Raw genomic sequence first — 26,750 nt, 5'->3', positions numbered from 1 at the left:
ACCCGAAACCCGCCAACCGACAGGAATTCGACCGCCCCGTTTCCGGGGCAACCCCTCTAACTTACCCGAACCCTCACCCCGGCGCAAAACCACCGGTGCGAAGACCCAGAAGCCACAGGAGACGCCGACCAACCGGCCGCGCACACGCAACACAACCACCCAGGTGATCGAAGAGGAGTGCGCCGGACCGCGCCGACATCAGAAGATTACCAGGCTCCGGCAGCACCATGACCCAGCCCGAGAAGAACGCTCCCGGGGCCGGACCTATTCCCGCAGGTCGAGGGGTGGGTTGCCGGGCACGAGATCCGGCCCGTACCGGATCTCTCGAAACGCGGGGGCGCGCGCGGACAACCAGATCCGGTCCTCAGGCATCTACTTAGCGCTGCGGCGATCACGCCGGTGTGGCGCGGAGGATCGGGGAGGTGCGACGTGCGGGACAACGCTCCGGACGCACCCGTCGCTTCTCGTCCGGTGACGGTCCCGCGAGGACGTCGCCTACCCGGTCAACCAAACGTCAAGCCGCCCGCAATCGCCCCGCGGTACGTACAAGACGCGGAAGTCTCCGTTCGGCGCCAACCCGGCCGCCCGGACTTCCGCCGCTGGAGGTGGCCATCATCATGCGGTCGGAGTTCGACGACATCCGTGCCCACATCGCGGCCGAGCCGGCCCGCGCGGGCGACCTGCTCGAGCTCGCGCACAGCCTGCTCGACGATCTGGAGCAGCTCCGCACGCGCGAGGCGATCCTGCGTTCGCACTATCTCGGGCTGCTCACCGCCGCTCGCGCCACCGTCGCCGCCGACGTCGTCGGAGACCAGGCGCCGCTGACCTTCCTGGAGCACGAGCTGGCCAGGCACGGGCAGCTTCCCGACGGGGAGCAGGCGCCGCGGATCCTGGCGGACGCCGCGGGCGCGCAGGCCATGCTCGCCCACCTCGACGAGCCGGTTCCCCCGCGGCCCCGCGCGCCCCGGGGTCCCCATTGCGGAGGCGTCAGCCGCCGCCTCCGGAGCTGAGTCACCCGCCGTTCATCCCTGCGCGCCGCCGCTCACCCTCCTGGGATGAGGTCGTGCACGAAGACGACGTTGGAGTAGGCCGGGTTGTCGGTGTAGCCCTGGACGTTGCCCAGGTAGGCCCGCTGATAGGTGGACACCCACGGCACGGCGACCACCGCCTCCTGCTCGACGAGCCTCTTCTGGAGGTCGGCGTACGCCTTCTCCGCCGCCACGCGGTCGCTCGTCACGAGTGACGGCAGGGTGTCGATCCGCTCGTCGAGGTTCTTGTCCTTCAGGTAGGTGAGGTTGAAGGACACCGGCTCGGCGCTGTGGAAGACGTTCAGGAACCACGAATAGGCGTCGGCGTAGTCGGGATACCAGTACATGACGAAGATGTCCTGGCGTTTGGCGGGATCGGTGGCCTTGCCCCGGCTCCACTGGTCGTTCCACTGCATCGCCTTGGCCTGGACCTGGACGTTCAGCGGCTTGAGCGCCTGGGTGAGCAGGCGTACGAGCAGGGCCTCGTCGTCGTCGCCCTCGGCGTAGGTCAGGGTGAGGCGCAGCGGCGCGCTGCCGGGGCCGTACCCCGCCTGGGCGAGCAGCTCGGCGGCGCCGGCCAGATCCTGCCGGGCCCGCCGCCCGGGCACGTGGCCGAGCAGGCCCTCGGGCACCAGGCCGGAAGCGGGGGCGGCCGCTCCCCTCATCCGGGCGATCAGGCCGTCGTAGTCGATGGCCTTCTGCACCGCCTTGCGCAGCCGTACGTCGGCCAGCGGGCCGGAGGCGGTGTTGAACAGCACGAGCATGTTCTGGAACGACGGCACCTGGATCGTCCGCACGCCCGCGGTCGCCTTGGCCCGCAGGAACAGCTCGGTGTTCAGCCGCTGCACATAGCTCGCCTCGCCCCGCAACAGCATCCGGTACGCCCTGGCGGGGTCGGGGGTGACGCGGAACTCGACGTTCCGGTAGTGCGGGCCGTCCCAGCCGCCCCAGTAGCCGTCGAAGGCCCGCAGGACCAGCTCCCTCTCCCTGCCCTTCTTCCAGCTCGCCACGGTGTACGGCCCCGAGCCGGCGTCGCGGCCGGCCTGGAACCACTTCCCGAGGTCGCCCGAGCCCGCCGCGTGGGTGTCGTAGACGAACGCGGCGTACCCGGAGGAGGCGATGATGTCGAGCGGGGCGGCGTACTTGAGCCGGAACTCCACGGTGAGCGGGTCCCGCACGACGATCTGCTGGACGGAGTCCCAGATGTAGGCCGCTCCGGCGCCCAGCCGCTTGGTGCGCTCGACGGACGCCTTGACCGCCGCCGCGTCCACCGGCCGGCCGGTGTGGAAGACCACGCCGTCGCGCAACGTGAAGGTCCAGATCTTGCCGTCGGCCGACGACGTCCAGGCCACGGCCAGGCGCGGGCCGGCCCGCCTCGTCCGGGGGTTGTACATCGTCAGCGAGTCGTAGATGTTCTCCATCGCGACGATCTCGTTGGAGTAGGAGCTGGCGGGGTCCCAGTCGGTGACGATGTCGAGATGGTGCAGGTAGACGAAGGTCGAGTCCTTCGCCGAGGGCAGCCCTGCGGCTGAGATCGCGGCGGGCTCACCCCCGCCGCACCCCGTGAGGGCCAGCACCGCCATCACTCCCAGGACGAGGAAACGGCGCATGCGGGCGGGTCCTTTCCGTGTCTATCATGATCGAACCTACTGCAAGATCACGATTGGACGTGATATTTCCGGCAATTGATCACCAGGGCGGCGTGCTGGCGATCTCACTGCTAACCTCTATCTCTGTCGCAAAAGTGTTTAATGTGAGGCTTGTACCTCACGTGGCGAGGTGCCATGAGTGCGCGCGGGCGTGACCGGCCGATCAGGTCCCGGATCATCGGCCTGCTGCTCGTCCCCCTGTTCTCTCTGGTCACGCTGTGGGCGGTCACCGCCGGTGTGACCATCGAGGAGAGCCTGAGCCTGCGCACGTACAACACGCTGTGGTCCACGCTGCGGCAGCCCGCCGACTCCCTGATCGTCGAACTGCAGGCGGAGCGGCTGGCGACGGCCCGCTCCCTCGGTTCGCGCAGCGAGAGCGACCGCACCGCGCTGGGCCTCCAGCGCCAGCGCACCAACGCCGCCAGGGAGCGGGTGCGCACCCTGGCGCTCTCCCGGGAGTCCCGCTCGGCCACCACCACCGCCATGCGCGCGCAGGTGGACGAGATGCTGCAGGGGCTGGCCCGGGTGGACGAGATCCGCGCCGAGGTGGACGAGGGGCTGTCGGAGCGGCTGCACGCCATCGAGACCTACAACCTCGTCAGCGACGCGATCTACCGGATGCACTACAGCCTCGCCCTGATCAACGACATCCCGATCTACCAGCAGTCGCGGGTCGTGATCTCGCTGGGGTACGCCAAGGAGCTGCTGACCCGGGAGCAGGCGCTGGCCGCGGCCGCGTCGGGCGGGCTCACCGACGAGGAGCGCAAGCTGTTCACCCAGCTCGTGGGCAACCGGCGGTTCCTCATCGACCAGGCGCTGCCCGAGCTGGACACCAGCCTGCGGCAGCTCCACGTGAACCTGATCACCACGCCCCTCTACCAGCGGTTGCGGCTCCAGGAGGAGCAGATCATCAGCGCGCCGCGGATCTCGCCGCGTACGCAGCGGGTCTGGCAGTCGACCTCCGACGACCTCGCCGAGTCGTTCCAGAAGGCGCAGACCGAGGCGGCGTCGCTGCTCGCCCGGCGCGCCGCGCCGATCGCCGACTCGATCCTGCGGCGGGCCGTGCTGGCCGGCGGCTTCGGCCTCCTCGCGGTCGTCGCCTCGATCCTCATCTCGATGCGCGTCGGCGGCCGTCTCGCCCGCGAGCTGGCCGGGCTGCGGCAGGCCGCGCTCGACCTCGCCAACCAGCGGCTGCCCCAGGTGCTGGCCAAGCTCAGGAGCGGCGACGACGTCGACGTGGCGTCGGAGGCGCCGCCGATCCGGACCATGGGCGGGACCGCCGAGATCCAGGACGTGGGGCGGGCCTTCTCGACCGTGCAGGAGGCCGCGGTGGAGGCCGCCATCGGCCAGGCGCGCCTGCAGCGCGGGGTCAGCCAGGTCTTCCTCAACCTCGCCCGGCGCAGCCAGACGCTGCTGCACCGGCAGCGGACCCAGCTCCACGGCATGCAGCGGCACGCGACCGAACCGGACATGCTGGAGGAGCTCTTCCGGCTCGACCACCTGACGACCCGCATGCGCCGCCACGCGGAGGGCCTGATCATCCTGTCCGGCTCGGCCCCGGGCCGCGCCTGGCGCAAGCCCGTCCCGATGTACGACGTCGTGCGCGGCGCCGCGGCCGAGGTGGAGGACTACGCCCGGGTGAACGTGCTGCCGATGGAGGATCACGGGCTCGACGGGTCCGCGGTGGCCGACGTCATCCACCTGATCGCCGAGCTGATCGAGAACGCCACGGTCTACTCCCCGCCGCACACGCCGGTCGCGGTACGCGGCGAGATCGTGGGCACCGGCTTCGCCGTGGAGATCGAGGACCGCGGGCTCGGGCTGACCAAGGAACGCCTCGCGGAGCTGAACGGGCGCCTGGCGAACGCCCCGGAGTTCGACATCGCGGACACCGACCGCATGGGGCTGTTCGTCGTCGCGCGCCTGGCCGCCCGGCGGGACATCCGCGTGACCCTTCGGCCCTCGCCATACGGAGGAACGACCGCCATCGTGCTGATCCCATCCGCGCTCATGGTCTATCCGAAGGACGACGACCTCACCCGCCTGCAGACGGAGGAGGTCACCCCGGAGGACATCATTCTCGCCTCGTTCAACCGGGGGCCCAAGAACGACAAGCACGCCGGTCAGGAGGACCCGAGGTGAGCGACCGCATGCAGGACCAGTGGCTGGACGAGGACGCGGGACCCGTCGTCCCGGCCTACGCCCTGACTCGCGGGCGCGTCCGGCCGTCCAACAAGGACATCGACATCATCGCGATCGTGACCGCGATCGGCGGGCCGACGCCGGTCAGCCTCGGTCCCGAGCAGTGGATGATCCTCAGCCTGTGCGCGCGTGCGGCGTCGCTGGCGGACATCGCCGTGGCCATCGACCTGCCGCTCGGCGTCGTACGGGTGCTCGTGGGCGACCTCCACGAGCAGGGGCTCGTGGAGGTGCGCCCGCCCGCCAACGTCGCGCGCTTCCCGACCGAGAAGCTCCTCACCGAGGTGATCGGCGGACTGCAGGCCCTGTGATCCCCGGCTCTCCGACCGCGTGGGGGTAGTGGCGCCGGGCGTGCCCGGGGGTGATGTACCCCTCCCGCAGGTCCGCGCGCACGGCCTCCGGGTCGCGCTCCTCCGGCGGGCCGTACCCGCCGCCCGAGCCGGTGCGCAGGTGCACGACCGCGCCCCTGGGCAGGAAGATCCGCGTCTTCAGCGAGAACTCCTCGGCCCGCCCGTCGGGATACTCCACGGTCAGCCGGTTCGGCCGGCCCGGCAGGCCGCCCTCCAGGCCCCAGGGCGCGAGCGCGGTCCTGGCCAGGCCCGCGGTGAGGTACTGGTCCTCCAGCACCCGGAAGGACAGGTCGAGCCCGAGCCCGCCGCGGTGGCGGCCCGGGCCGCCGGAGTCCTCGGCCAGCGCGAGCCGTTCGATCCGCCAGGGGTTGCGCGCCTCCCAGACCTCGGCCGGGGTGAAGCGGGTGGCCGACTCGGAGATGTACATCAGCGCGCTCGCGCCGTCGGCCGACCGTGAGGCGCCCTGGCCCACCGGGTGCGGCGCGCCGTCCGCCCACGGCTCGCCGGTGGCCTCGCGGTTGCCCCACCACACGAGGGCGTTGATGTCCCCGCCGCTCGCGGCGGGCACCGATCCCGGCACGGCGTCGGCGAGCGCCCTGATGATCAGTTCGATGGCGTGGTCGGAGGGGATGCCGTACATGAAGCAGGGCGCGGGCCGCAGGGGGTGGAACAGCGAGCCGGGCCGGGTGAGCAGCTCCAGCGGGCGGAAGTGGCCCTCGTTGGGCTGCTCGCCCGCCCCCGCGAGGAAGGACACCGCGATCCGCACCGCCGCCACCGTCGAGGGCAGCGGGCAGTTGACCGGCCCGCCCACCTGGTCGGGGCAGCCGGTCAGGTCGACCGTCACCGACGAGCCGGCCACGACGACCTCGACGCCGAACGGGATCGGCCTGCCGGTGACGCCGTCGGAGTCGATGACGCTGGACGCCTGGTAGACGCCGTCCGGGAGGCGCTCGAACCAGCCGCGCACCAGCGCCTCGCCGTGCGCGTACATCCGGGCCACGCACCGGCGGAAGGTGCCGAGGCCGTGCCGCCGCACGAGCGCGCCGAGGGCCTCGGCCCCGGTCCGCGCCCCGGCGACCATCGCGTTGATGTCCCCGATGACCATTTCGGGCATCCGGCTGTTGGCGAGGATCATCCGGTAGACGTCGCTGACGAGGCGCCCCGCGTCGTACAGCTTGACCCCGGGGAAGATCGTGCCCTCCTGGTGGACGTCGATCGTGTCGGTGCAGTAGGGGTCCTTACCGCCGATGTCGAGCCAGTGAGCCTTGATCACGGAGTAGCCGGCCAGCACGTCCTCGTGGAAGATCGGCACCACCATCGCCGCGTCCTGGGGATGCGAGCCCGTGCCGTACGGGTCGTTGTAGAGGATGACGTCGCCCGGGCTGAGGGCGGCGGGCCCGCCGACGCCCTCGACGGCCTCCCGGACGCAGAAGCCGAGCGTGCCCATGAACGCGGGCAGCGTCGGGGCCTGCGCCAGCATGCACATGTCCGCGTCGTAGAAGGCGACCGCGAAGTCCAGCGCCTCGTAGATGATCGGCGAGAACGCGGTGCGGATCAGCGACTGCTTCATCTGGTCGGCCGCCGCGTTGAGGCCCTGCCGGATGATCTCCGTGGTGACCGGGTCGGCGCCGTCGCCCAGCCCGGGGTGGACCTCCGCGTAGCGGGTGCGGACGACTGTCATCGGCGGTCCTTCCTTGTGATGACGAGGCTGCCGCTCTCGTGCGTCTCCACGGCGAAGCCGGCGTCCACGTAGGTGGTCGCGGTCGGCTCCACCACCAGCAGGGGGCCCTCGGTCACGCCGCGCAGGTCCTCCCGGCGGACGACCGGAGCCTCGGCGAAGGACTCCCGGCGGAACGACCACAGCCGCGTCGTCCCCCGCCCGGCCACGCCCTCGCCCGACGGCGGGGCCGGCACCAGGGGGCGGGCGTCGTCGAGCACGACCCGGCTGGTCGCCCGTACGGTGACGACCTCCAGCGGATCGGGCAGCGTGTGGCCGAAGGCCCGGTGGTAGGCCTCGGAGAACCGGGCGGACACGGCCGCCACGTCGTCTTCCGCCGGCCGCACCGGGATCGTCAGCGTGTGCTCCTGTCCCCGGTGGCGCAGGTCGAGGTCGACCTCCCGGACGGCCTCCGGCTGCGCGAGCCGTTCGAAGAGCGTCTCCGCCAGCCGTTCGATCACCGGCAGCGCCGCGTCGTCCAGGGGACGCACCAGCGTGCGGGCGGCCGAGCGGACGACGTCGGCCTGCACCAGGCCGACGGCGGAGAAGTTGCCCGCGTTGGGCGGCACGACGACGACGTCCACGTCGAGTTCGTCGGCGAGCAGGCAGCCGAACACCGGCCCGGCGCCGCCGAAGGCGACGACGGCCGCGCCACGCGGGTCCACGCCCCGCTCCACGGTCACGCCGCGCACGGCCTGGGCCATGTGCGCGGCGGCGATCCTGATCACGCCCACCGCGACGGCGTCCACGCCGTCGATGCCGGTCGGGCCCGCCAGCGGCGCGAGCGCGCGGGCGGCCGCTTCCTCGGACAGCTCGATGCCGCCCGAGATGTGCCCGCGCGGGATCATGCCGAGGTGCAGGGCCGCGTCGGTGACCGTCGGCTCGGTCCCGCCGCGCCCGTAACAGGCGGGCCCGGGGTCGGCGCCCGCGCTGCGCGGGCCGACCCGCAGCAGGCCGCCCGCGTCGGCGTATGCCACGGACCCGCCGCCCGCGCCCACCGACCGCACGTCCACCCAGGGGCTCTGCAGCGGCAGGCCGACGACCTCCCCCTGGTAGAGCAGTGGCAGCCGCCCGTCCTCGACGAGCGCGGTGTCGAAGCTGGTGCCGCCCACATCGGCGGCCACGGCCGTGCCGATGCCGAGGGAGGGGCCGAGGGAGGCGGCGAGGCGGGCGGTCGCGGCGGCCCCGGCCACCGGGCCGGACAGGATCGTCTCGAACGGCCGGGCCGCGGCCTCGGCCAGCGTCAGCGCCCCGCCGCCGGAGCGGGTGACGAGCAGGTCGCCGGCGAAGCCCCTGGCCCGCAGCTCACGGTCGAGGTCGTGCAGGTAGGGGCCCATCCGGTGCCGGACGAACGCGTCCACGACCGTGGTGCAGGTGCGCTCGTACTCCCGGTACTCCCCCGAGACCTCGTGCGACAGCGAGACCGGCCCCGCGAACCCGGCCCGCGCGAGCAGCTCGGCGGCCCTCGTCTCGTGCGCGGCGTTCGCGTAGGAGTTCACCAGCACGATCGCGACGGCGTCCACGCCCTCGGCGGCGAACACCTCCGCGGCCCGGCGCACGTCCTCCGGCTCCAGATCCCGTACGACCGAGCCGTCGGCGGCCACCCGTTCGGTCACCTCCAGGCGCAGCCGGCGGGGCACGAGCGGCGGCGGCGGGGTCCAGAACAGGTCGTAGGGGTCGTCGCGGTCACCGCGGCGGATCTCCAGCACGTCGCGGAACCCGGCCGTGGTGATCAGGCCGACGGTCGCGCCGCGCCGTTCGAGTAGCGCGTTCAGGCCGACGGTGGTGCCGTGCACGAAGTGGCGGCAGCGGGCGAGCAGGTCCGGCGGCACCGCCGCGTCGACCGCGGCGAGCACCCCGCGCTCCGGCGCCGCCGGCGTCGTGGGCCGCTTGGCGACCCTGATCTCGCCGGTCGCGGCGTCGTGCAGGACGAGGTCGGTGAAGGTGCCGCCGACGTCCACTCCGATCACGGTGGTCATGCCCGGCACGGTAGGACGAGGCGCACGCCGCGTCGATGTGTCCTCACGACGACGTGATCGACGTTGTTGTCCCCGGGAGACAGTCGTGGTCGAGCACCACGTGGCAGGCGAGCTGGAGCGCGAACCGGGTCTGCGGATCGGACAGGTCGGCGTCGAGGGTCTCGGCGATGCGCCTGATCCGGTGGGCCACCGCGTTGGGGTGCAGGCTGAGCAGCTCCGCCGCCCTGGTCCGGGAGCCCCAGCAGTCCAGGTACGCCTTGAGCGTGGGCACCGCGTGGGCGCTGAGGGCGCCGAGACGCTCCAGCGGGGCGAGCAGGTCGCGGGCGGCCATCAGGGCGCTCTCGCTGCCGCCCAGCTCCGCGAGGAGCGCGTGCACCCCCAGCCGGTCGAACGCCACGGTCTGCCCCGCCTCCGCGCGGGCGGCGGCGGCGCGGGCCTGCGACGCCGTACGGCGCAGCCCGTCGGGCCCCGCCTGGCAGGTCCCCACTCCCGTGCCCAGGTCCGTGCCCAGGCCCGGCGGCCCTTCTGCGGGCGCGCGGGCGGTCGTCCGCTCGTCGGTGGTGAGGACCACGAGCACGCCGTCCTGCCAGCGGGTGACCAGCGGCGGCGCGGCCAGGTCGGCGGCCTCGCCGAGGCCCAGCAGGCCGGGCAGGGTCGCGCCGGCCGTCCTGCGCACTTCGCGGAGCACGGCATCGGCCACTCCGGCGGCGGGGTCGCGCAGGAACACCGCCACGTGCCAGCCCTCGACGGGCACGCCGGCGTGCCGGGCGCGGCGGGCGGCGGCTCCGCCGTCCCTGGCGCCGAGCAGGGCCAGCAGCGCGCGCTCACGGGCCGCCTCCGTCTCGCGGGCGGCGGCCCGCACCCGGCCGAGCGTGGTGGCGACGACCTGGGCGACGATCGCCGCCGCGGGGTCCTCGCCGTCCCAGCACACGTAGCCGTCCGGCCGTCCGCCGATCCGGATCACGGTGGCGTTCGCCCCCGGCGCGGCCAGGCCGGACGCCCGGTAGGCGACCCCGACCGAGGCGGAGGCCGCGCGCAGGATGTCGTCCTCGCCCGCGCCCTCCATCGCGCCGAGCCCGTCGATCGCCTCCCGCGTACGGCGCAGCAGCAGCCCGGGGTCGGCGCGCACGGCGGCGCTGAGGCCGAGCACGGTGTCCGAGAGGGAGTGGTCGGAGGCCCCGGCGAGCAGGGCGACCCTCTCCCGCCGGGCCACCTCCACCATCTCCGGGGAGGTGCCCGAGGGGCCGGGCAGCACGATCCCGGCCAGCCCGCGGCCTCCGGCCAGGCGCAGCGCGCCGGCCACGTCGCACGACCGCATGGCGTGGCGGGACAAGATCGCAAGGGCCCTGGGGGCCGCCGCGGCGAGTTCGCGCATCTCGTCGACGAGGACGACGCTGTCGACCTCCCGGGCGTCCCAGGGCCCGGCGACGAGCGTCAGCCTCCGGCCCGCGGGGGTCCTCAGCAGGTCACTGACGCGGCGCATCCGGTGCCTCTCCTCCGTCGCGGGGGACACGCGCGACCGAGGAGGCCGGGGTGGTCAGCACCTCCTCCGCGCGGTGACACGCCACCTTACGTCCTGCCAGCTCGCGAAGCTCCGGCGCCTCGTCCCGGCAGCGGTCCGCCGCCCAGGGGCAGCGCAGCCGGAACGGGCAGCCGGTGGGGGCCGGCGCCGCCTCCGTCCGCCCGGCCGTACGCGGCGGCTCGCCGCCGAGGCGCGGCACCGCGTCGCGCAGCGCCCGGGTGTACGGGTGGGCCGGCCGGGTGAGGAGGTCCGCGGTCGGGCCCGACTCGACCACCCGCCCGGCGAAGAGCACCGACGACGTGCGGCACAGCCGCCCCACGACGCCGAGGTTGTGGGTGATGAGCAGATAACCCAGCCCGCGGTCGGCGGCGAGGCCCTCCAGCAGTTCGAGGATCCGGGCCTGCACGGTGACGTCGAGCGCGCTCGTCGGCTCGTCGAGCACCAGCAGCCGGGGCTCCACGGCGAGGGCGCGGGCGATGGCCACCCGCTGCCGCTGGCCGCCGGACATCTCGTGCGGCCTGCGGCCGGCCAGCGCGGGATCGAGCCCCACGCCGGCGAGGAGCGCGGCCACGCGGTCCCGCCGCTCGTCCCGGGGCACGCGGTGATGGGTGGTCAGCGCCTCGGCGATCGACGCCCCCGCGGTCATGCGGGGGTCGAGCGCCTCGCTGCCGTCCTGGAAGACCGGCTGCACGGCCCGGCGGAACTCCGCCCGGCCCGCGCGGCCGAGCCCGGCCAGGTCGCGGGAGCCGTACCGGACGACGCCGGAGCGCGGACGCAGGAGACCGAGCAGCGCGCGGGCGAGCGTGGTCTTGCCCGAGCCGCTCTCCCCGATCAGGCCCACCCCGCCCTCGTCCACGGTGAGGCTCACGTCGTGGACCACCGCCGTCGTGCCGTACGCGAGGGTGACCCCCTCGGCGGCGAGCAACGTCACGACCCCTCCTCAGGCTCGGGCAGCCGGGGGACGGCGGCGATCAGCTCGCGGGTGTAGGGGTCGCGCGGCCGGGCGAACACCTCGGCGGCGGGCCCGCTCTCCACCACCGCGCCGTCGCGCATCACCACGACCCGGTCGGCGATCGTGGAGACCAGCGCGAGGTCGTGGGAGACCAGCAGCACGGCGAGGCCGCGCTCGTCGCGCAGCCGCCGCAGCACCGCGACCACCTCCGCCTGCACGGTGACGTCCAGCGCGCTGGTCGGCTCGTCGGCCAGCAGGACCTGCGCGCCGAGCGCGAGGGCCAGCGCGATGACGAAGCGCTGCGCCTGGCCGCCGGACACCTGGTGAGGGTGGCGGCGCAGGATCTCGGGGTCGAGCAGCACCGCGCGGACGGCCTCCTCGGCCCGTTCCCGCGCCGCCGCACCCTTCACCCCGTGCCGGGCGAGCGCGCGGCGCATCAGCGTGCCGAGGCGCATGGTGGGGTTGAGCGCGGCCTGCGGGCTCTGCACGACCAGGGCGGCCCGCGAACCGCGGATCTCCCGCAGCCGCGCCGGGCTCGCCGTGAGCACGTCGACCTCCCCGACGCGGATCCTCCCCGCGACGTCGGCGCCGTGGACGAGGCCGAGCGTGCTGAGCAGGGTCGTCGTCTTGCCCGACCCGCTCTCGCCGACGATCGCCACGCACTCCCCGGCGGCGACGTCGAGCTCGGGGACCGACGCGATGACCCGGTCGCCGATCCGGACGACGAGATCCCTGACGCTGATCAGGTTCATCGGGCCAGCCTCGCCCTCAGCCCCTCGCCGAGCACGTTGAACGCGAACGCGGTGACCAGGATGGCGAGGCCGGGGAAGGTCACCACCCACCAGTCGGTGGTGAAGAGCGACTGGCCCTGCTGGACCATCAGGCCCCACTCGGGGGTCGGCTCGTGGGCCCCGAGGCCCAGATACGACAGCGCGGCGGCGGTGAGGATGACCCCGCCGCCGTCCAGCGACAGTTGCACCAGCACGGGCGTGAGCGAGTTGGGCAGCACGTGCCGCAGCACGATGAGCGGCGCGGGCACGCCGAGGCAGCGGGCGGAGTCGACGAACCCCCGGGTGGCCACCGACGCGGCGACCGACGCCGTGAGCCGGGCGTACCAGGGCCACCAGGTGATCGCGATCGCCACGATCACGGTGGTCACGCTCGGCTGGAGCACCACGGCGAGCGCCAGCGACAGCAGCAGGGCGGGGAAGGCGAGGAAGACGTCGGTCACCCGCATGATCACGTCGCGGGCCCAGCCGCCGGCGTACCCCGCGACCACTCCGAGGAGGACCCCGGCCGCGCCGCTGACGGCGAGCACCGCGACGGCGATGAACAGCGAGGTGCGGGCGCCGAACAGGACCCGGCTGAACACGTCGCGGCCGACCTGGTCGGTGCCGAACCAGTGGGCGCCGCCCGGCGGGAGCAGGGACTCCAGGGGATGCGTGGCCGAGCCGCCGTCCTCCGGGTAGGGGGCGATCCACGGCGCGAGCAGCGCCGCGAGCACGACGATCCCGAGCAGCACGCCGCCCGCCACCGCCAGCCGGTCCACCCCGGCCAGGCGCCGCAGCGGCGTACGGCGGTAGACGGGCAGGGCGGGGGTGGTCATCGCGCCCTCACCCTCGGGTCCACCACGCCCTGGAGGAGGTCCACGGCGAGGTTGGCGACGACGTACAGCACCGCGACCAGCAGCGTCACCCCGGCGATGGCGGGCGTGTCGAGCGAGCGGATCGAGTCGGCGGCGTACCGCCCGAGGCCCGGCCAGTTGAAGACGGCCTCCACGAGGAAGCCGTTCACGATCGAGTACGCGAAGACGAGCGCGATCAGCGCCAGCACCGGGTTCAGCGCCGGGCGCAGGGAGAAGCGGGTGAGCACGGCGGTCTCCCCGAAGCCGAGGGCGCGCTCCAGCCGGGCGTGCTCGCGCGACGACTCCTCGATGAGCGCGGCCCTGGTCATCTGGGCGACCACCCCCGCCGGGTACGCCGCGATCACGAGGGCGGGCAGCACCAGATGCGACAGCGTGCTCGTCAGGATCGGCCAGTTGCCGGTGATCAGCGCGTCCACGGCGGTGACGTTCGTGTAGAGGTGAAGCGGGCTGGTCCGGTCGAGCGACGCGTCGTACTCCCCCGCGACGGGAAACCAGCCGAGGCCGCTGGCGAAGACCGTCTGCAGGGCCAGCGCCAGCCAGAACACCGGCACCGAGACGGCCAGCATCGACGACAGCCGTACGGACAGGTCGGGCAGGCGGCCCTTGTAGCGGGCGGCGGCGATCCCCAGCGGGATGCCCGCGGCCAGCGCGACGACCAGCGCGGCGCCGACGAGTTCCAGGGAGGCGGGGAACGCCTGGAAGAGGTCGTCGCGCACCGGCCGCCGGGTGTGCAGGCTGGTCCCCCAGTCGCCGCCCAGCAGGTCGCGCACGTAGTTCCACAGCTGCACCGGCAGCGGGTCGTCCAGCCCGAACCGCCGCCGGGCGTCGGCGAGCTCGGCCGCCGTCGCCTTGGGTCCCGCGTAGGCCACCGCCGGGTCGCCGGGGACCAGGCGCATGACGGCGAACGTGAGGACGATCACGCCGGCCACGACCAGGAGGGCCTGGCCGAGCCGGCGGATCAGGTACCCCGGCATGGTCAGGCGCCGGGCTTCAGGTCGTAGGCGAACACCACGTTCGGATAGGCCGGGTTGTCCGTGTAGCCCTGGACCGACTTGGCGAACGCCCGCTGGTAGGTCTGCACGTACGGCACGGCCACCGCGGCCTTCTCGTTGATGATCTTCTCCTGGAGGCCGGAGTACGCCTTCTCCGCGGCGGGCTGGTCGGTCGCGGTGAGCGCGGGCAGCCCGTCGATCTCCTTGTCGACCGCCGCGTCCTTCAGGTAGGAGAGGTTGAACTGCACCGCGTCCTCACCGTGGAAGACGTTGACGAACCACGAGTAGGCGTCGGCGTAGTCGGGGAACCAGTACATGACGAAGACGTCCTGCCGCTTGGCGGGGTCCTTCGCCTTGCCCTGGTCCCACTGGGTGGTCCACTGCAGCGGCTTGGCCGACAGCTTGACGTTCAGCTTGTCGAGCGCCGAGCTGAGCAGCGTGACCAGCAGCTCCTGGTCGCTGTCGCCCTGGGCGTAGGTCAGCGACAGCTCCAGCCGCTTGCCGCCGGGGCCGTAGCCGGCCTCCTTGAGCAGCGCCTCGGCGCCCGCGAGGTCCTGCTTGGGGGTCATGCCCTGGGTGTGGCCGAGCAGGCCCTCCGGCACCAGGCCGCTGGCGGCCACGCCCGCGCCCTTCAGCGCCGCCACGAGGCCGTCGTAGTCGATCGCCTTCTGCAGGGCCTGGCGCAGCTTCACGTCCTTGAGCGGGCCGTCGGCCGTGTTGAACAGCACGAGCAGGTTCTGGAAGGACGGCGTCTGCGAGGTCTGCACCGTGCCGGTGTTCGCGGCCTCGCCGAACAGCTGCGCGTTGAGCCGCTGGACGAACGTCACCTCGCCGCCCCGCAGGAGCTGCCAGGCGGTGGTCAGCTCGGGTGTGACGCGGAAGGCGAGCTTCTTGTAGTGGGCGCCGTCCCAGCCGCCCCAGTAGCCGTCGAAGGCCTTGAGCGTGAGCTCGGTCTCCTTGCCCTTCTGCCAGCTCTCGACCGTGTACGGCCCGGAGCCCGCGTCGTGGCCCTCGCCGAACCACTTCTTCAGGTCGCCGGAGGCCGCCGTGGTGTCGTAGACGTACGCCGCGTAGCCGGCCGAGGCGACCAGGTCGAGCGGGGTGGGGTACTTGAGCGTGAACTCCAGCGTCGTGGCGTCCTTGGCCTCGATCTTCTTGACCGCGCTCCAGATGTAGGCCGCGCCCTGGCCCTCCTTCATGGTGCGCTCGATCGACGCCTTCGCGGCGGCGGCGTCCACCGGCTTGCCGGTGTGGAACATCGCGCCCTGCCGGAGGGTGAAGGTCCACTTCTTGCCGTCGGGCGACGAGGTCCACGACGAGGCCAGGCGCGGCTCGGCCTTCTTCGTCTGCGGGTTGTACCGGGTCAGCGACTCGTAGATGTTCTGCATCGCGATGATCTCGTTGGAATACGAGCTCGCGGGGTCCCAGTCGGTGACGACGTCGAGGTTGGGGACGTACGTGAACGTGCTGTCGGCCGCGCTCCCGGCCCCGCCCGCCGCCGAGGGGGCGGGCTCGGTGGAGTCGGCGGCGCCGCGGACCTGCCCGCCGGCGCAGGCCGCGGCGGAGAGGGTCACTGCGGCCACGGCTCCCGCCGCGAGAAGACGCTTGTGCCAGCGCATGAAGGGGGTTCCTTTCCTATCCGGCCAGCCGGGCGAGAGGGCCGGCGGCCTTGACGTGCAGGCGCACCGCGGGCTCAGGCAGGTAGCTGAGGGGGATCTCGCTGAGCTCGACGATCTGGACAGACTCGGGGTCGGCCCCGGCGGCGACGGCCCTCGCGGCCGCCTCCTCCTTGGCGTTGTCGATCAATCTAGCCCTGGCGCTCCCGCCCCCCGCAGCGGGGACGATCGTCTCGATCCGCCCGCTGGCGAGCGCGATGGCCGCCCCTACGGCGTTGGCGACCTCCGCGTGTTCCGGCCGGATCACCTCGCGCGCCCCCGGCACCCGCTCGGCCAGCAGGAACGCGCCGCCGCCGACCGCCACGAGCGGCCGGTCGGCCCGGCCCGAACGCGAACGGCCCAGCGCCACGCGGTCCACCGCGTCCGCGACGGCCTCGTCGGCCGCCCGTACGGCCCGCTCCAGCCTGTCGCGCCACTCCCCGGGGACGGGGTGGGTGCCGACCGCGCCCCGCCCGGCCGCCACGGCCGCGTCGGTCATGGTCGGCGTGGAGCCGCCGAAGACGAGGGCCTCGGCGCCGATGCGGTAGCCCACCGAGCGCGGCTCCGCACCGACGATCGTGCCGCCGCCGAGCGCGATCGACAGGATGTCGGGCATCCGGAAGTTCGTCGCGACGCCGCCGATCTCGACCGCCGCGGCCGACTCCCGGGGGAAGCCGCCCACGAGCACGCCGAGGTCGGTCGAGGTGCCGCCGACGTCGGCGACGATCGCGTCGGCGACGCCCGACAGGTACGCCGCGCCGCGCAGCGAGTTGGCCGGGCCCGAGCCGATGGTGAGCACCGGGTAGCGGGCGGCGTAGCCGACCGCCATCAGCGTGCCGTCGTTCTGCGCGAAGTACGTCTCGACCTCCAGGCCCCTCGCCTCCAGGGCCTCGCGCAGCGCGGCGGTGACGTCGCGCGCCACGCCGTACAACGCGGCGTTGAGCACGGTCGCGTTCTCACGCTCCAGCAGGCCGAGCGAGCCGATCTCGTGGCTGAGACTCACCGGCACGTCGCCGATCTCGGCCCGGATGATCTCGGCGACCCGGTTCTCCTGGTCGGCGCTCGCCGGGCTGAACACGCCGGTGACGGCGACCGCGTCGGCGGGCGTGCCGGCCACGAACCTCCGCACCGCGTCCTCGTCCAGGGGCGCGATCTCGCTCCCGTCGACGAAGTAGCCGCCCCGGACGATCGCCGTCCCGGCCGCCACGGTGTCGCGCAGGTCGTCCGGCCACTCGCTGAGCGGCGGCACGGACGTGGTCGCGGGAGCGCCGAGACGCAGCACGGCGACCCGGCCGAGCGCCCGCCGCTCCAGGATCGCGTTGGTCGCGTGGGTGGTGCCGAGCATCACCCGGGTGACCAGGCGCGGGTCGGGCAGCCCGGCGAGGACCGCGTCAAGCGCCGCGCGCAGGCCCTCGGTGACGTCGGGGCTGGTGGGACGCTTGGCCGTGGCCAGCACCCGGTCGTCGTCGTCCAGCACCACCGCGTCGGTGTTGGTGCCGCCCACGTCGATCCCGACACGCAGGCTCGCGCTCATGCGATCTTCTCCACCGGCAGGTAGTCGAGGTCGTAGCCGAAGGCGCGCGGGCCCGCCGTGTCCAGGCCCTTGGGCGTCCGCCACAGGGGATCGCAGGGCCAGGCGAGCACGGTGACCCGCTGGCCGTACCGCAGCGCCTCTGTCTGCACCGCCGTCGCCGTCTGGGTGTCGACCACCGTGATCAGGTCGGGCACCATGGCCCGGACCCGGCCGTCCTCCAGGGCGACGAGGTTCTCGTTCTGGATCTCCAGGATCAGCGTCCTGCCCCGGTCGTCGCCGGTGCCCTCGACCGTCGCCGTGCCGCGGGCGAAGCCGCCGGTGGTCCGGCGGTCGAGATCGGCCAGCTTGCCGGTGAGCAGCCGTACGGCGCCCAGCTCGGCGGTGAGGGCGGCGAGCGGGTCGGCGGCGCCCTCGGTCGCCCGGCCCACCGCGATCGCCCGGCTCACCGTCTCCTCGATCACCGCTCCCGCGCACTCGCGGGCGGTCAGCACGTAGTCGGCCATCAGCGCGCTCGACCCCGCGGCCACGCAGACGGCCCGCGCGATCCGCTCCGACCACAGTCCGTCGACCGGCCGGATCGTCACGACGTTGCCGGCGACGTCGGCCATGACCACGAGGTCGGCCGGGATGCCCGCCACGTACATCGAGACCATCTGGACCTCGGGGAACGCCCGGCCCATGGCGTCGGCGTCGAGCAGCGGCAGGCCGAGCCGCGCCGCCCAGGCGACCGGCGCGACCCCGTTGCCGCCGCCGATCTCCGAGGACATCACGGCGGCCGGCGGCCGGCCGAAGATCCGCTCGATCTCCTCGGCGATCCGTACCGGTTCGTCCTCGCCGTGGATCATCTCGTGGCTGACCGTCGGCGCGCCGATGCCCGACAGCGGCAGCACGAGGGCGTCGTCGGGCAGTTCGTCCAGGGACACGAGCGGCACCTCGCCGTGCTCGCGGATCGCGCGCCGGGCGGCGATGGCGCCGGGGCGCACGTCACCGCCGCCGCCGGTGCCGAGCACGGCGCAACCCCGGGCCAGGGCGGTGACGTCCTCCAAGGTGATGCGGGCCTGCATGCGGGGAGCCTTCACTACCGGGGGGTGCCGCCTCAATGTCACAGTGCGACATCTATCACCAGAATGTTGTCGCCCCACGACAAACCCGGAAAAACTGCTATCAGCGCAGCGGGTCGAACTCCCGCAGAGCGGCCGGCTGCTTGCCCGTGGTGATCTGCTCGGCGAGGAGCCGTCCGGTTGCCGGGCCCTGGGCCAGGCCCCACATGCCGTGCCCGCCGGCCACGTAGATCCCCGGGGCGTCCGTCGCGCCGACCAGCGGGCGTCCGTCGGGCGTGACCGGCCGGGGACCGACCCAGACGTCCGTGTGCTCCTCCCAGCGCACCCCCCGCAGCAGCGGGCGGACGGAGGCGGTGATCGCCCGCAGCCGGGCCTCGACGGCCGGGGCGTCGGGGTCGCGGAACTCCATGGTCCCCGCCACCCGCAGGCCACCCTGGTAGGGCGTGCACGCCACCCGTACGTCCGGCAGGTAGATCGGACCGGGGACGGGGTGGTCCACGGGGACGGTGAAGGAGTAGCCGCGGCCGGCCCGCACGGGGACGCGTACGCCCCAGCGGCCCGCCAGCCTGGACAGCCAGGCGCCGGTGGCCAGCACCACCGCGTCGGCGGACAGGACGGCCCCGTCACGGGCCACCACGACGACCTTCTTGCCGTCGCTGCGCACGTCGGCGACCTCATGCATCTCGACCGTGGCGCCCCGGGCCGTGACGGCCTCACCCAGCGCGTGGACGAAGCGGCCGGGGTCGATGTAGCGCTGCCCGTCGATCCGCACGCCCGCGGTCAGGGCCTCCGAGGCGAGCGGCACGGTCTCGACCAGCTGCCGGGCGTCCAGCGGCGTGTGGTCGACCGGCTGGCCGGCCTCGGCCATCCTGCGCAGCTCATGGAGCAGGCCCTCGGCTTGGCGCGGCGTGCGGAACCCCGCGGTGATCGGCGCGTCCTCGACGGGGGCGGCCACGCCGTTGGCCGCGAGCACGCCGTACGCCTCGATGCACTCGTCGTTGAGCGGCAGGTTGGCGCGCACCGCCCGGGTCCAGGACGACCACCGGCAGTTGGCGGCGAAGCGGGTCAGGAACGCCCACAGTCCCGGATCGAAGGTCGCCGGGATGCGCAGCGGCGCGGCCGGATTCAGCAGCGAACGCAGGCCGTAGCGCAGGACCGAGGGCTCGTTCAGGGGAATGGCCAGGCCCGGCGCGATCCATCCCGCGTTGCCCCAGGACGCGCCGGCCGCGACGCCCCGGCGGTCGACCACGGTGACCTCCACACCGCGTTCCTGCAGGAACCACGCGGTCGACAGACCCACGATCCCCGCGCCGACCACGATCACCGACCGCGGCCACTCGTTGACGCGCTCGGCGCCGGACATACCCCACCTCCACACCAGGTGATTACTTCCCCCAGCGTGGCCCGTACGGCGCCGCGAACCGTTGTGGCAGCCGCACAATCGCAACGTCCGTCTTGTGGGTTCCAGACAACCCTTATTCGTCCTCGGCGGCCAGAGTGATGACCATGGCGAGGCGCTTGCGCGGGTCGTCCAGGTTCAGCAGAGTCACCTCACTCATCCTGCGCAGCCTGTTGCGGACCGTGTTGGTATGTACGCCGAGCCGTTCGGCGGCGACAGCGAGATCGCCCTGGGCCTCCAGCCATGCCCGCAACGTCGGCACGTAGTGGGTGTCGTGGAGGGCGTCGTGCCGTCGCAGCACACTCACCGGCCCGCGTGCCGGGGTCCGGCCCGCGCGCGCCGCGGCCCGCAACCGCTGCAGCAGGATGTCGTCCCAGGACTCGTCGTACGCGGGTGGCTCGGCCTGGGGTGCGCCTCTCTCATGCAGCGCCAGGCACTCCTCCGCCTCCTGCCGGCTGGCCGGCAGCTCCGCCGCCTGGGCCACGCCGCCGATCCCGGCCGTCATCCGCACCCGCGACGGCAGCGCGGCCCGCAGCGCGTCCACCCACTCCCGCGCCGCCGACGCCCGCGTGCCCGGCAGGATCGTATGGAGCGTGTCGCCCAGCAGGGCGCTCCGCCCGGGCCTGGACCAGCCGAAACCCGCGGTGGCCCGGTCGAAGGCCAGCAGAAGCATGGCGTGCCGGTCCTCGGCCGTGTGCGCGCGGACCGCGATGACGCGCATCTCCCGCGGGGCCAGCCCCAGCTGGCTGACCACCGTCTCAGCGTCGGCGGTGCCCTCAAGCAGCCGGATGACCAGGTCGGACTCCACCTTCCGCTCCAGGTCGGCGCTCGCCCGGGAGCGGAGCAGGTGCAACGCCACCGTGCGCGCGCCGTTCGCCAGCGCGGTGTGCGCCGCCCCGGTCAGCGGGCCGGCGCAGGTCACCCACACCGAGCCGAGCAGTTCGCGCCCGGCCCGCACCGCCACCACCATCCGTCCGGTCAGGCCGTGGTCCGGGTCCGGCTCGACGAAGATCGGCTCGTCCGTCGACGACAGACGAGCGAACACCCCCCGTGACCGGAAGAGGGCCCGCAGCCGGTCCGGAACCTGCCGCACCAGGATCGTCTCCAGCCGGGCCGGGTCGCCCGCCTGCTGGGAGCGGGAGTACGCGAGCACCCGCGAGAGCCGATCCTCGATGGTCACCGCGCCGCCGACGACGTCCGCCAGGCTGTCGGCCAGCGCGAACAGGTCCGTGGGCCCCCGCCCCGACTCGGTCTCCCGCCCTTCCAGCACCAGTCCGTAGACCAGGCCCACCAGGTGGCTCCAGGGCACCGCGGGGTCGGCCCGCATCACGGCCACGCCCTGGGCGTCGCCGGTCGCGGCGGCCTCGCGCTCGCTTTCGGCTCCGGCGCGCACCAGGACCGCCTTCGCCTGCGCCGCGACCGCCCACCGCACCGCCTCGGTCACCGACCCGGCTCCCACGGCCACGAGCACGTCACCGGTGACCCGGCTGTCGGTCGCGTCCGGTATCGCCACACTTCGCAACTGTGCCGAACGCGTCTCGGGTCGCCCGCACAGCCGTACGCCGTACCCGCCCAGCACGTTGACCAAGCGATCCAACCTGATCATGTGCAACTCCACCGTGGTGGAAGGTTTTCGAACGTTCGTGGTGGATTGGGCCCAAAAATGACCAAAGGCCCGATCTCCGATTCGGAAGACCAGGCCCTTGACTCTTGGTAGCGGGGACAGGATTTGAACCTGCGACCTCTGGGTTATGAGCCCAGCGAGCTACCGAACTGCTCCACCCCGCGTCGTTGTGTCTCAACCATACCCGTCACCGGGGCCAGGCGGCAAATCGGGCCAGAGGAAGACGCCGGAGGCCGGCCGCACATCATCTTGATCTCGGCCCGCCACGAACAGGACCTCGCGGAGCTGGTCGAGACCTGCCCCGCCATCTCCTTCCTGTCCAAGCTGGACCCCCACCACTCGCCCACGGCGACCGACCGACAGCCAATGAGTCACGCTCACCGGGGTGCCCGGCGGGGGAGGCCGGGGTCAGGGGAGGGACAACTCGTACTCGACCTGCTCGATGGGGTTGCCGTCGCCGAAGTCGTGGTCGCGGACCGCGCCCGATTCGGTGAAGCCGCTCTTCTGGTAGAAACGGCGCGCCTGCGGGGTGTCCCGGAGCGTCCAGAGGTGGACCCGGCCGAAGCCCTGTTCGCCGATCCTGCGCAGGGTCGCGGCCATCAGCGCGTTGGCGACACCGGTTCCCCAGCCGTCCGGATGGGCGTAGCAGCCGAAGATCTCCGCGGCCTCCGGCCGGGCCGGAGAGGAGCCGAAGTAGGTGAAGGCGAGCGGCCGGCCGTCCAGCGCGCCGAGCAGGACGGTGTCCCTCTTCTGGAGAAGCACGTCACGCCATTTGCCACGCCGATGCCTGATCGCCTCCGCGGCGAACTCCGGGGAGAAGAACCCCACGTAGACCGCCTGCCACGACTCCGCGTGGATCTCGCCGACCACGTCCCCGTCCTCGGGGGTGGCTTCGGTGACCGTCAACACTCCACTCACACCACGACGCTAGAGAACCCCACGTGCTCCTGGCAACGCGAAGGCCCGGTGCCCGTTCCCGGGGCACCGGGCCTTCGGCTTCAGCGGCGCTGAGCCGCGACCGAGGCGATCAGGGCTGCGCGAGCACGCCGCGCAGGAACGCGACGGCCTGGGCGATGGCCGCCCTGGCGGCGTGGGTGTCGCGCAGGGCGTTCAGCATGACGAAGTCGTGGATGACGCCGAGATAACGGACCGCGGTGACGGGCACGCCCGCCTCGCGCAGCTTCGCCGCGTAGGCCTCGCCCTCGTCGCGCAGCACGTCCGCCTCGGCCGTGATGACGAGGGCGGGCGGCAGACCGGCGAGCTGCTCGGCGGTGGCCCGCAGCGGAGACGCGGTGATCTCGGCCCGCTGCTCCTCGCTGGTCGTGTACTGGTCCCAGAACCACTGCATCGCGTCCCGCCGGAGGAAGTAGCCCTCGGCGAACTGGTGGTAGGAGCCCGTGTCGAAGCTCGCGTCGGTGACCGGGTAGAACAACACCTGACCGGCCAGTCGCACGTCGCCGCGTTCCTTCGCCGTCAGGGTGAGCGACGCGGTCATGTTGCCGCCGACCGAGTCGCCGGCGACGGCGATGCGGGCCGGGTCGAGCCCATGCTCGGCGCCGTGCTCGGCCACCCAGCGCAGGGCGGCGTAGTTCTCGTCGGTGGCGACGGGATAGCGCGCCTCGGGCGAGAGGCTGTAGTTGACGAACACCACGGCGGCGCCGACGCCGAGCGCCAGTTCACGGGCGAGACGGTCGTGCGTGTGGTCGTTGCCGAACACCCAGCCCGCGCCGTGGATGTAGAGCACGACCGGAAGCGGCCCGGCGACCCCGGTGGGCCGGAAGACCGTCACCGCGCCCAGGCTCTCCTTCTCGGTCCCGGGCACCTCGATCTCCGGGCTCTGCACCTCGTCCACCGTCTTGCGGCCGTCCACCGGCCCGAGGTCGAAGAGATAGGGCGGATTCGCGGTGGCCTCCACGAACGCCTGCGCCGCGGGTTCCAGGACGGGACTGCTCAAGGGGATACTCCTCGTTCTCATGATCGACGGCCACAGCAGGAGGACAAGCCGCCCAGGGCATGCGTCATCCGACTCAGCGTCCAGTACGCCGCATACGCTAACCGATGCACACAAATGTGGATAATCAGGACATATGACCATCGAAGGCGTCCGAGGTAACGATCAACCTCACGGACTTCGCACAACGCGAAGGCCCGGTGTCCGTTTCCGGGCACCGGGCCTTCGACTTGAGTAGCGGGGACAGGATTTGAACCTGCGACCTCTGGGTTATGAGCCCAGCGAGCTACCGAGCTGCTCCACCCCGCGTCGGCTCTACGAGACTATCCCGCCGCAGGCCGGGAGGCAAACCGGAGCCTCGCGCCGCGGTGGGCGCGAGGCTCCGTACCTGCTCAGCCGCTCGGCGCCGGAGTGGGCGCGGCGGCCGAGGGACCGCCGCTCGGGCTCGCGCTCGCACTCGGTGCGGCGCTCCCGCTCGGGGCCGGGGTCGCCGTCGACGACGGCGTTGCCACCTTTAGCTTGGCCAGGTCGTCCAGCGCCTTCTTGAGCGCGTTCTGCGCGTCGCCGTACGCCTTCCAGTCGGGCGGGGCGGCCGTCAGCGCCTTCTGCGAGTCCTCGAACGCCCGCTCCGCCCGGTCGAGCGCGGACGCGAGTGCCGACGAGTTCGCCGGCGGCTGGCCGACCTGGTCCGGCGGCTGGTTGGGCTGCTGGTCGGGCGTCTGCTCCGGCGGCGTGGCCACGGTGCCGCCGAACACCTGCTGCAACGCCTCGCTCAGGTTGTCGCCGAAGCCGACCTTCTCGCCGAACAGCACGAGAACCTTGCGCAGCGTCGGATACTTGCCCGAGCTCTCCGCACGCGGCTGGATGTAGACCGGCTCGACGTAGAGCAGGCCGCCGCCGAACGGTAGCGTGAGCAGGTTTCCGTACAGCACGTCGGTCGCGCCGGCGGTGCCGCGCAGCAGGTTGAGCCGCTCCGAGACCGTGGGGTTCGACTCGAACAGGTTCTGCGCCTGCGGCGGCCCCTGGACCGCGGTCGTGCTCGGTAGCTGGAGGATCTCCAGTTGCGGGTTCGGCGTCGCGGCGGTCGCGTCGACCGCCATGAACGCCGCCATGTTCTGCCGCTGGTTGGGCACGAACGTGGACGTCAGCGAGAACCGCTCGGTGTCGCTGCCCGGCATCTTCATCGTCACGTAGTACGGCGGCTGCTTGCTCTTCTGGGTCGCCGGGTCCTCGGGGACCTTCCAGAAGTCCTGCGCACCGAAGAACGCGTTGGCGTCGGTGACGTGGTAGGAGGTCAGGATCTCCCGCTGGGCCTTGAACAGGTCGGCCGGGTAGCGCAGATGGTTGCGCAGGTCCTGGCTGATCTCCGAGGCCGGCTTGACGACGCCGCCGAAGGCCTTCCGCCAGGTCTGGAGGACGGGGTCCTTCTCGTCCCAGGCGTAGAGCGTCACCGTGCCGTCGTAGGCGTCGACGGTGGCCTTCACCGAGTTGCGGATGTAGTTGATCTCGTCCCTGGGCACCTGCGGCACGCCGAGCCGGCTGCTCTGCACGTCCGTGGTCAGCGACTCCAGGCTCTTGCGCTCGGAGTAGGGATAGGAGTCGGAGGTCGTGTACGCGTCCACGATCCACACGATGCGGCCGTCCACCACGGACGGGTACGGGTCGCGGTCCAGCGTGAGGAACGGCGCGACCTGCTGGATGCGCTCCACCGGCTCACGGTTGTAGAGGATGCGCGACTCGGAGTTGATGTTCGAGTTCAGCAGCAGGTTGGTCTCGCCGTACTTCACGGCGTAGAGGAGGCGGCGGAAGAAGTTCCCGACCGAGACGCCGCCCTTGCCCTCGTAGGTGCTGTTGACCTGGCCCGTCTTGTTCTGCTGGTCGGCGCCCTGCTGCCCCTGCTGGGGGTAGTCGAGCTCGATCGGCTTGGCCGACTTGGGACCGCCGACGATCGAGTAGTCGGGCGAGTTCTCCCCGAAGTAGATGCGGGGCTCGTAGTCGCCGAGGTCGCCGGCCGGCGGGATGTCCTTCTCGCTGAAGACCGGCAGGCCGCTGCTGTCCACCTTGTTGCCCGGCGCGGCGACGAACCCGAAGCCGTGCGTGTAGACGAGGTGGCTGTTGATCCAGTTGCGCTGGCCCTCCGGCGGGAGGCCGATCTCCCGGACCGCCACGACGGTGTCGCGCAGCTTGCCGTCGACCATGTATCTGTCGATGTCGAGCTGCTCGGGGAACTGGTAGTAGCCGCGGATCTGCTGCTTCTGCTGGAAGGTCGGCGACAGCAGGCTGGGGTCGAGCAGGCGCATCCCGGGGATGGCCGACGCCTCGGTCTGCAGCACGGAGGCGTCGGTGTCGGTCTTGGCGCTGTACTCCGTGACCTTCGCCGTATCGACGCCGTACGCCTTCCGGGTCGCGTCGATGTTGCGCTGGATGTACGCCTGCTCCTTGCTCTGCTGGTTCGGCCGCACCTGGAACTGCTCGACCAGCGAGGGATAGACGGTGCCGATCAGCACGGCGGACAGGACGAGGAGCCCGAACGCCGCTCCCGGCCACATCCCGCCGGGCCGGATGACGCCGGCGAAGAAGATCAGCGCGCAGATGATGGAGATGGCCGCGAGGATCCCCTTGGCCGGGAGCACGGCGTGCACGTCGGTGTAGGAGGCGCCGAAGACCTTGCCCCGGTCGGAGAAGACCAGGCTGTACCGGTCGAGGAAGTACGCCGCGCCCTTGAGCAGGACGAACACGCCGAGCAGCACCGACAGGTGGACCCGGGCGGCCCGGGTGGCGTGCACCCCTCCGGGCGAGGAGATGCGGAAGCCGCCGTACAGGTAGTGCACGGCGGTGGCCGCGATGATCGACAGGATCACGGCGGTGAACAGGAAGTTCAGCAGCATCCGCAGGAACGGATACGTGAACATGAAGAACGAGAGGTCGAGCCCGAACTGGTCGTCCTTCTGGCCGAACGGCGTGGCGTTGGCGAAAAGGAGCCAGGTCTTCCACTGCCCGGCCGTGGACGATCCGGTGAACAGGGCGAGGACGCCCATGCCGACCAGGAAGACCAGCCGCCGGTGCGGGTCGAGGGCCACCCGGTAGCGGTCGGCGCCCTGCGGCGCGCCGAACATCCCCGGGCCGAACATCGGGCGGGTGCGGTGCGCGAGCACCATGTTGCCGCCCACGATGGCCAGCATCAGGGCGGCGCCCACGACGAACAGCAGCAACTGCGTGAGCAGCATCGTGGAGAACACCGAGGAGAAGTGCACCGAGTCGTACCAGAGGTAGTCGGTGTAGATCCCCGCGAAGACGAGCAGTAATACGACGATCGCCACCACGGCGATCAGTACGGGTATCAGCAGGCGCGGCCGTCGGGGCAAGCGCACCGCCCGTCCGGCTCCGGGGCTCCGGAAGCTCAACGCTCAACCCCTTGTCTCGGATTGTCGGAAACTCAGATGGGTGTCAGATTGTCGCGGCGCAAACGGTCCGTGCTTGGAAACCTACACCG

19 protein-coding genes and 2 tRNA genes are annotated in these 26,750 nt (G+C 72.5%); 3 read left to right on the top strand and 18 right to left on the bottom strand.

Annotated features, from left to right (window positions below; genetic code table 11):
• The first annotated feature begins 617 nt into the window (after window positions 1-617).
• Window positions 618-1,010, top strand: coding sequence for a hypothetical protein (locus HHX37_RS31995; protein ID WP_220499785.1), 393 nt, complete (start codon window positions 618-620; stop codon window positions 1,008-1,010).
• Between the two features lie 32 nt (window positions 1,011-1,042).
• On the opposite strand, the gene HHX37_RS31990 is transcribed toward HHX37_RS31995, so the two are convergent.
• Window positions 1,043-2,638: an ABC transporter substrate-binding protein gene (locus HHX37_RS31990; protein ID WP_182883394.1), complete on the bottom strand. Its 1,596-nt coding sequence runs from the start codon at window positions 2,636-2,638 to the stop codon at window positions 1,043-1,045.
• A 174-nt stretch (window positions 2,639-2,812) separates the two neighbouring features.
• On the opposite strand from HHX37_RS31990, the gene HHX37_RS31985 reads away from it, so the two are divergent.
• Entirely contained in the window at window positions 2,813-4,819 is a 2,007-nt protein-coding gene (locus tag HHX37_RS31985) for a nitrate- and nitrite sensing domain-containing protein (protein WP_182875814.1), read from the top strand.
• Complete coding sequence (locus HHX37_RS31980; protein ID WP_310738361.1) at window positions 4,816-5,187, top strand: DUF742 domain-containing protein; 372 nt, start codon at window positions 4,816-4,818, stop codon at window positions 5,185-5,187. The genes HHX37_RS31985 and HHX37_RS31980 overlap by 4 nt, the downstream gene beginning before the upstream one ends.
• Here HHX37_RS31980 and HHX37_RS31975 read toward each other — a convergent pair.
• From HHX37_RS31975 to HHX37_RS31895, 17 genes are all read right to left on the bottom strand, one after another.
• Window positions 5,153-6,907: a hydantoinase B/oxoprolinase family protein gene (locus HHX37_RS31975; RefSeq protein ID WP_182883396.1), complete on the bottom strand. Its 1,755-nt coding sequence runs from the start codon at window positions 6,905-6,907 to the stop codon at window positions 5,153-5,155. The two genes, HHX37_RS31980 and HHX37_RS31975, sit on opposite strands and share 35 nt — an antisense overlap.
• On the bottom strand, window positions 6,904-8,922 hold the full coding sequence (locus HHX37_RS31970) for a hydantoinase/oxoprolinase family protein (RefSeq protein WP_182887800.1): 2,019 nt from the start codon (window positions 8,920-8,922) through the stop codon (window positions 6,904-6,906). Before HHX37_RS31970 ends, HHX37_RS31975 begins: the two co-directional genes overlap by 4 nt.
• A gap of 43 nt (window positions 8,923-8,965) precedes the next feature.
• Window positions 8,966-10,405, bottom strand: a complete 1,440-nt coding sequence (locus tag HHX37_RS31965; protein ID WP_182887799.1) for a helix-turn-helix domain-containing protein — start codon at window positions 10,403-10,405, stop codon at window positions 8,966-8,968.
• On the bottom strand, window positions 10,389-11,375 hold the full coding sequence (locus HHX37_RS31960; protein ID WP_111697871.1) for an ABC transporter ATP-binding protein: 987 nt from the start codon (window positions 11,373-11,375) through the stop codon (window positions 10,389-10,391). Before HHX37_RS31960 ends, HHX37_RS31965 begins: the two co-directional genes overlap by 17 nt.
• Entirely contained in the window at window positions 11,372-12,148 is a 777-nt protein-coding gene (locus HHX37_RS31955; protein WP_182887798.1) for an ABC transporter ATP-binding protein, read from the bottom strand. The genes HHX37_RS31960 and HHX37_RS31955 overlap by 4 nt, the downstream gene beginning before the upstream one ends.
• Entirely contained in the window at window positions 12,145-13,002 is an 858-nt protein-coding gene (locus tag HHX37_RS31950) for an ABC transporter permease (RefSeq protein WP_182887797.1), read from the bottom strand. The genes HHX37_RS31955 and HHX37_RS31950 overlap by 4 nt, the downstream gene beginning before the upstream one ends.
• Window positions 12,999-14,015 (bottom strand): ABC transporter permease, encoded by a 1,017-nt coding sequence (locus HHX37_RS31945; protein WP_138462720.1) that lies wholly within the window; start codon window positions 14,013-14,015, stop codon window positions 12,999-13,001. Before HHX37_RS31945 ends, HHX37_RS31950 begins: the two co-directional genes overlap by 4 nt.
• Window positions 14,016-14,017: 2 nt before the next feature.
• Window positions 14,018-15,652, bottom strand: a complete 1,635-nt coding sequence (locus tag HHX37_RS31940; protein WP_182887796.1) for an ABC transporter substrate-binding protein — start codon at window positions 15,650-15,652, stop codon at window positions 14,018-14,020.
• Window positions 15,653-15,668: 16 nt separating this feature from the next.
• Window positions 15,669-17,222 carry a hydantoinase/oxoprolinase N-terminal domain-containing protein gene (locus HHX37_RS31935; RefSeq protein WP_182887795.1) on the bottom strand — a complete coding sequence of 518 codons (1,554 nt, stop codon included), beginning with the start codon at window positions 17,220-17,222 and terminating at the stop codon, window positions 15,669-15,671.
• The gene (locus tag HHX37_RS31930) at window positions 17,219-18,286 is read right to left on the bottom strand and encodes a DUF917 domain-containing protein (protein WP_182887794.1); all 1,068 of its coding nucleotides are present in this window, start codon (window positions 18,284-18,286) and stop codon (window positions 17,219-17,221) included. The genes HHX37_RS31935 and HHX37_RS31930 overlap by 4 nt, the downstream gene beginning before the upstream one ends.
• Window positions 18,287-18,386: 100 nt before the next feature.
• Window positions 18,387-19,646: an NAD(P)/FAD-dependent oxidoreductase gene (locus HHX37_RS31925; RefSeq protein WP_182887793.1), complete on the bottom strand. Its 1,260-nt coding sequence runs from the start codon at window positions 19,644-19,646 to the stop codon at window positions 18,387-18,389.
• A gap of 112 nt (window positions 19,647-19,758) precedes the next feature.
• Window positions 19,759-21,288 carry a PucR family transcriptional regulator gene (locus HHX37_RS31920; protein ID WP_182875826.1) on the bottom strand — a complete coding sequence of 510 codons (1,530 nt, stop codon included), beginning with the start codon at window positions 21,286-21,288 and terminating at the stop codon, window positions 19,759-19,761.
• Window positions 21,289-21,393: 105 nt separating this feature from the next.
• Window positions 21,394-21,470, bottom strand: a tRNA-Met gene (locus HHX37_RS31915).
• Window positions 21,471-21,714: 244 nt separating this feature from the next.
• Window positions 21,715-22,224 carry a GNAT family N-acetyltransferase gene (locus HHX37_RS31910; protein ID WP_310740626.1) on the bottom strand — a complete coding sequence of 170 codons (510 nt, stop codon included), beginning with the start codon at window positions 22,222-22,224 and terminating at the stop codon, window positions 21,715-21,717.
• A gap of 109 nt (window positions 22,225-22,333) precedes the next feature.
• Window positions 22,334-23,281 (bottom strand): alpha/beta hydrolase, encoded by a 948-nt coding sequence (locus HHX37_RS31905; protein WP_182887792.1) that lies wholly within the window; start codon window positions 23,279-23,281, stop codon window positions 22,334-22,336.
• Window positions 23,282-23,492: 211 nt separating this feature from the next.
• A tRNA-Met gene (locus HHX37_RS31900) sits at window positions 23,493-23,566 on the bottom strand.
• 83 nt (window positions 23,567-23,649) lie between these two features.
• On the bottom strand, window positions 23,650-26,628 hold the full coding sequence (locus HHX37_RS31895) for a UPF0182 family protein (RefSeq protein WP_310740625.1): 2,979 nt from the start codon (window positions 26,626-26,628) through the stop codon (window positions 23,650-23,652).
• Window positions 26,629-26,750: the final 122 nt, after the last annotated feature.

This window comes from Microbispora sp. H10885 (assembly GCF_014161415.1).
GTDB lineage: Bacteria > Actinomycetota > Actinomycetes > Streptosporangiales > Streptosporangiaceae > Microbispora > Microbispora triticiradicis.
Note: the sequence above shows the minus strand (reverse complement) of the source record. Positions and strands in the feature narration are given on the sequence as shown.

Bases quoted from the DNA above. Each gene is read 5' to 3' on its own strand.
- HHX37_RS31920 (WP_182875826.1), bottom strand. From the start codon at position 21,288: ATGATCAGGTTGGATCGCTTGGTCAACGTGCTGGGCGGGTACGGCGTA.
- HHX37_RS31975 (WP_182883396.1), bottom strand. From the start codon at position 6,907: ATGACAGTCGTCCGCACCCGCTACGCGGAGGTCCACCCCGGGCTGGGC.
- HHX37_RS31990 (WP_182883394.1), bottom strand. From the start codon at position 2,638: ATGCGCCGTTTCCTCGTCCTGGGAGTGATGGCGGTGCTGGCCCTCACG.
- HHX37_RS31925 (WP_182887793.1), bottom strand. From the start codon at position 19,646: ATGTCCGGCGCCGAGCGCGTCAACGAGTGGCCGCGGTCGGTGATCGTG.
- HHX37_RS31985 (WP_182875814.1), top strand. From the start codon at position 2,813: ATGAGTGCGCGCGGGCGTGACCGGCCGATCAGGTCCCGGATCATCGGC.
- HHX37_RS31995 (WP_220499785.1), top strand. From the start codon at position 618: ATGCGGTCGGAGTTCGACGACATCCGTGCCCACATCGCGGCCGAGCCG.
- HHX37_RS31905 (WP_182887792.1), bottom strand. From the start codon at position 23,281: ATGAGAACGAGGAGTATCCCCTTGAGCAGTCCCGTCCTGGAACCCGCG.
- HHX37_RS31930 (WP_182887794.1), bottom strand. From the start codon at position 18,286: ATGCAGGCCCGCATCACCTTGGAGGACGTCACCGCCCTGGCCCGGGGT.
- HHX37_RS31950 (WP_182887797.1), bottom strand. From the start codon at position 13,002: ATGACCACCCCCGCCCTGCCCGTCTACCGCCGTACGCCGCTGCGGCGC.
- HHX37_RS31935 (WP_182887795.1), bottom strand. From the start codon at position 17,222: ATGAGCGCGAGCCTGCGTGTCGGGATCGACGTGGGCGGCACCAACACC.
- HHX37_RS31955 (WP_182887798.1), bottom strand. From the start codon at position 12,148: ATGAACCTGATCAGCGTCAGGGATCTCGTCGTCCGGATCGGCGACCGG.
- HHX37_RS31945 (WP_138462720.1), bottom strand. From the start codon at position 14,015: ATGCCGGGGTACCTGATCCGCCGGCTCGGCCAGGCCCTCCTGGTCGTG.
- HHX37_RS31970 (WP_182887800.1), bottom strand. From the start codon at position 8,922: ATGACCACCGTGATCGGAGTGGACGTCGGCGGCACCTTCACCGACCTC.
- HHX37_RS31940 (WP_182887796.1), bottom strand. From the start codon at position 15,652: ATGCGCTGGCACAAGCGTCTTCTCGCGGCGGGAGCCGTGGCCGCAGTG.
- HHX37_RS31965 (WP_182887799.1), bottom strand. From the start codon at position 10,405: ATGCGCCGCGTCAGTGACCTGCTGAGGACCCCCGCGGGCCGGAGGCTG.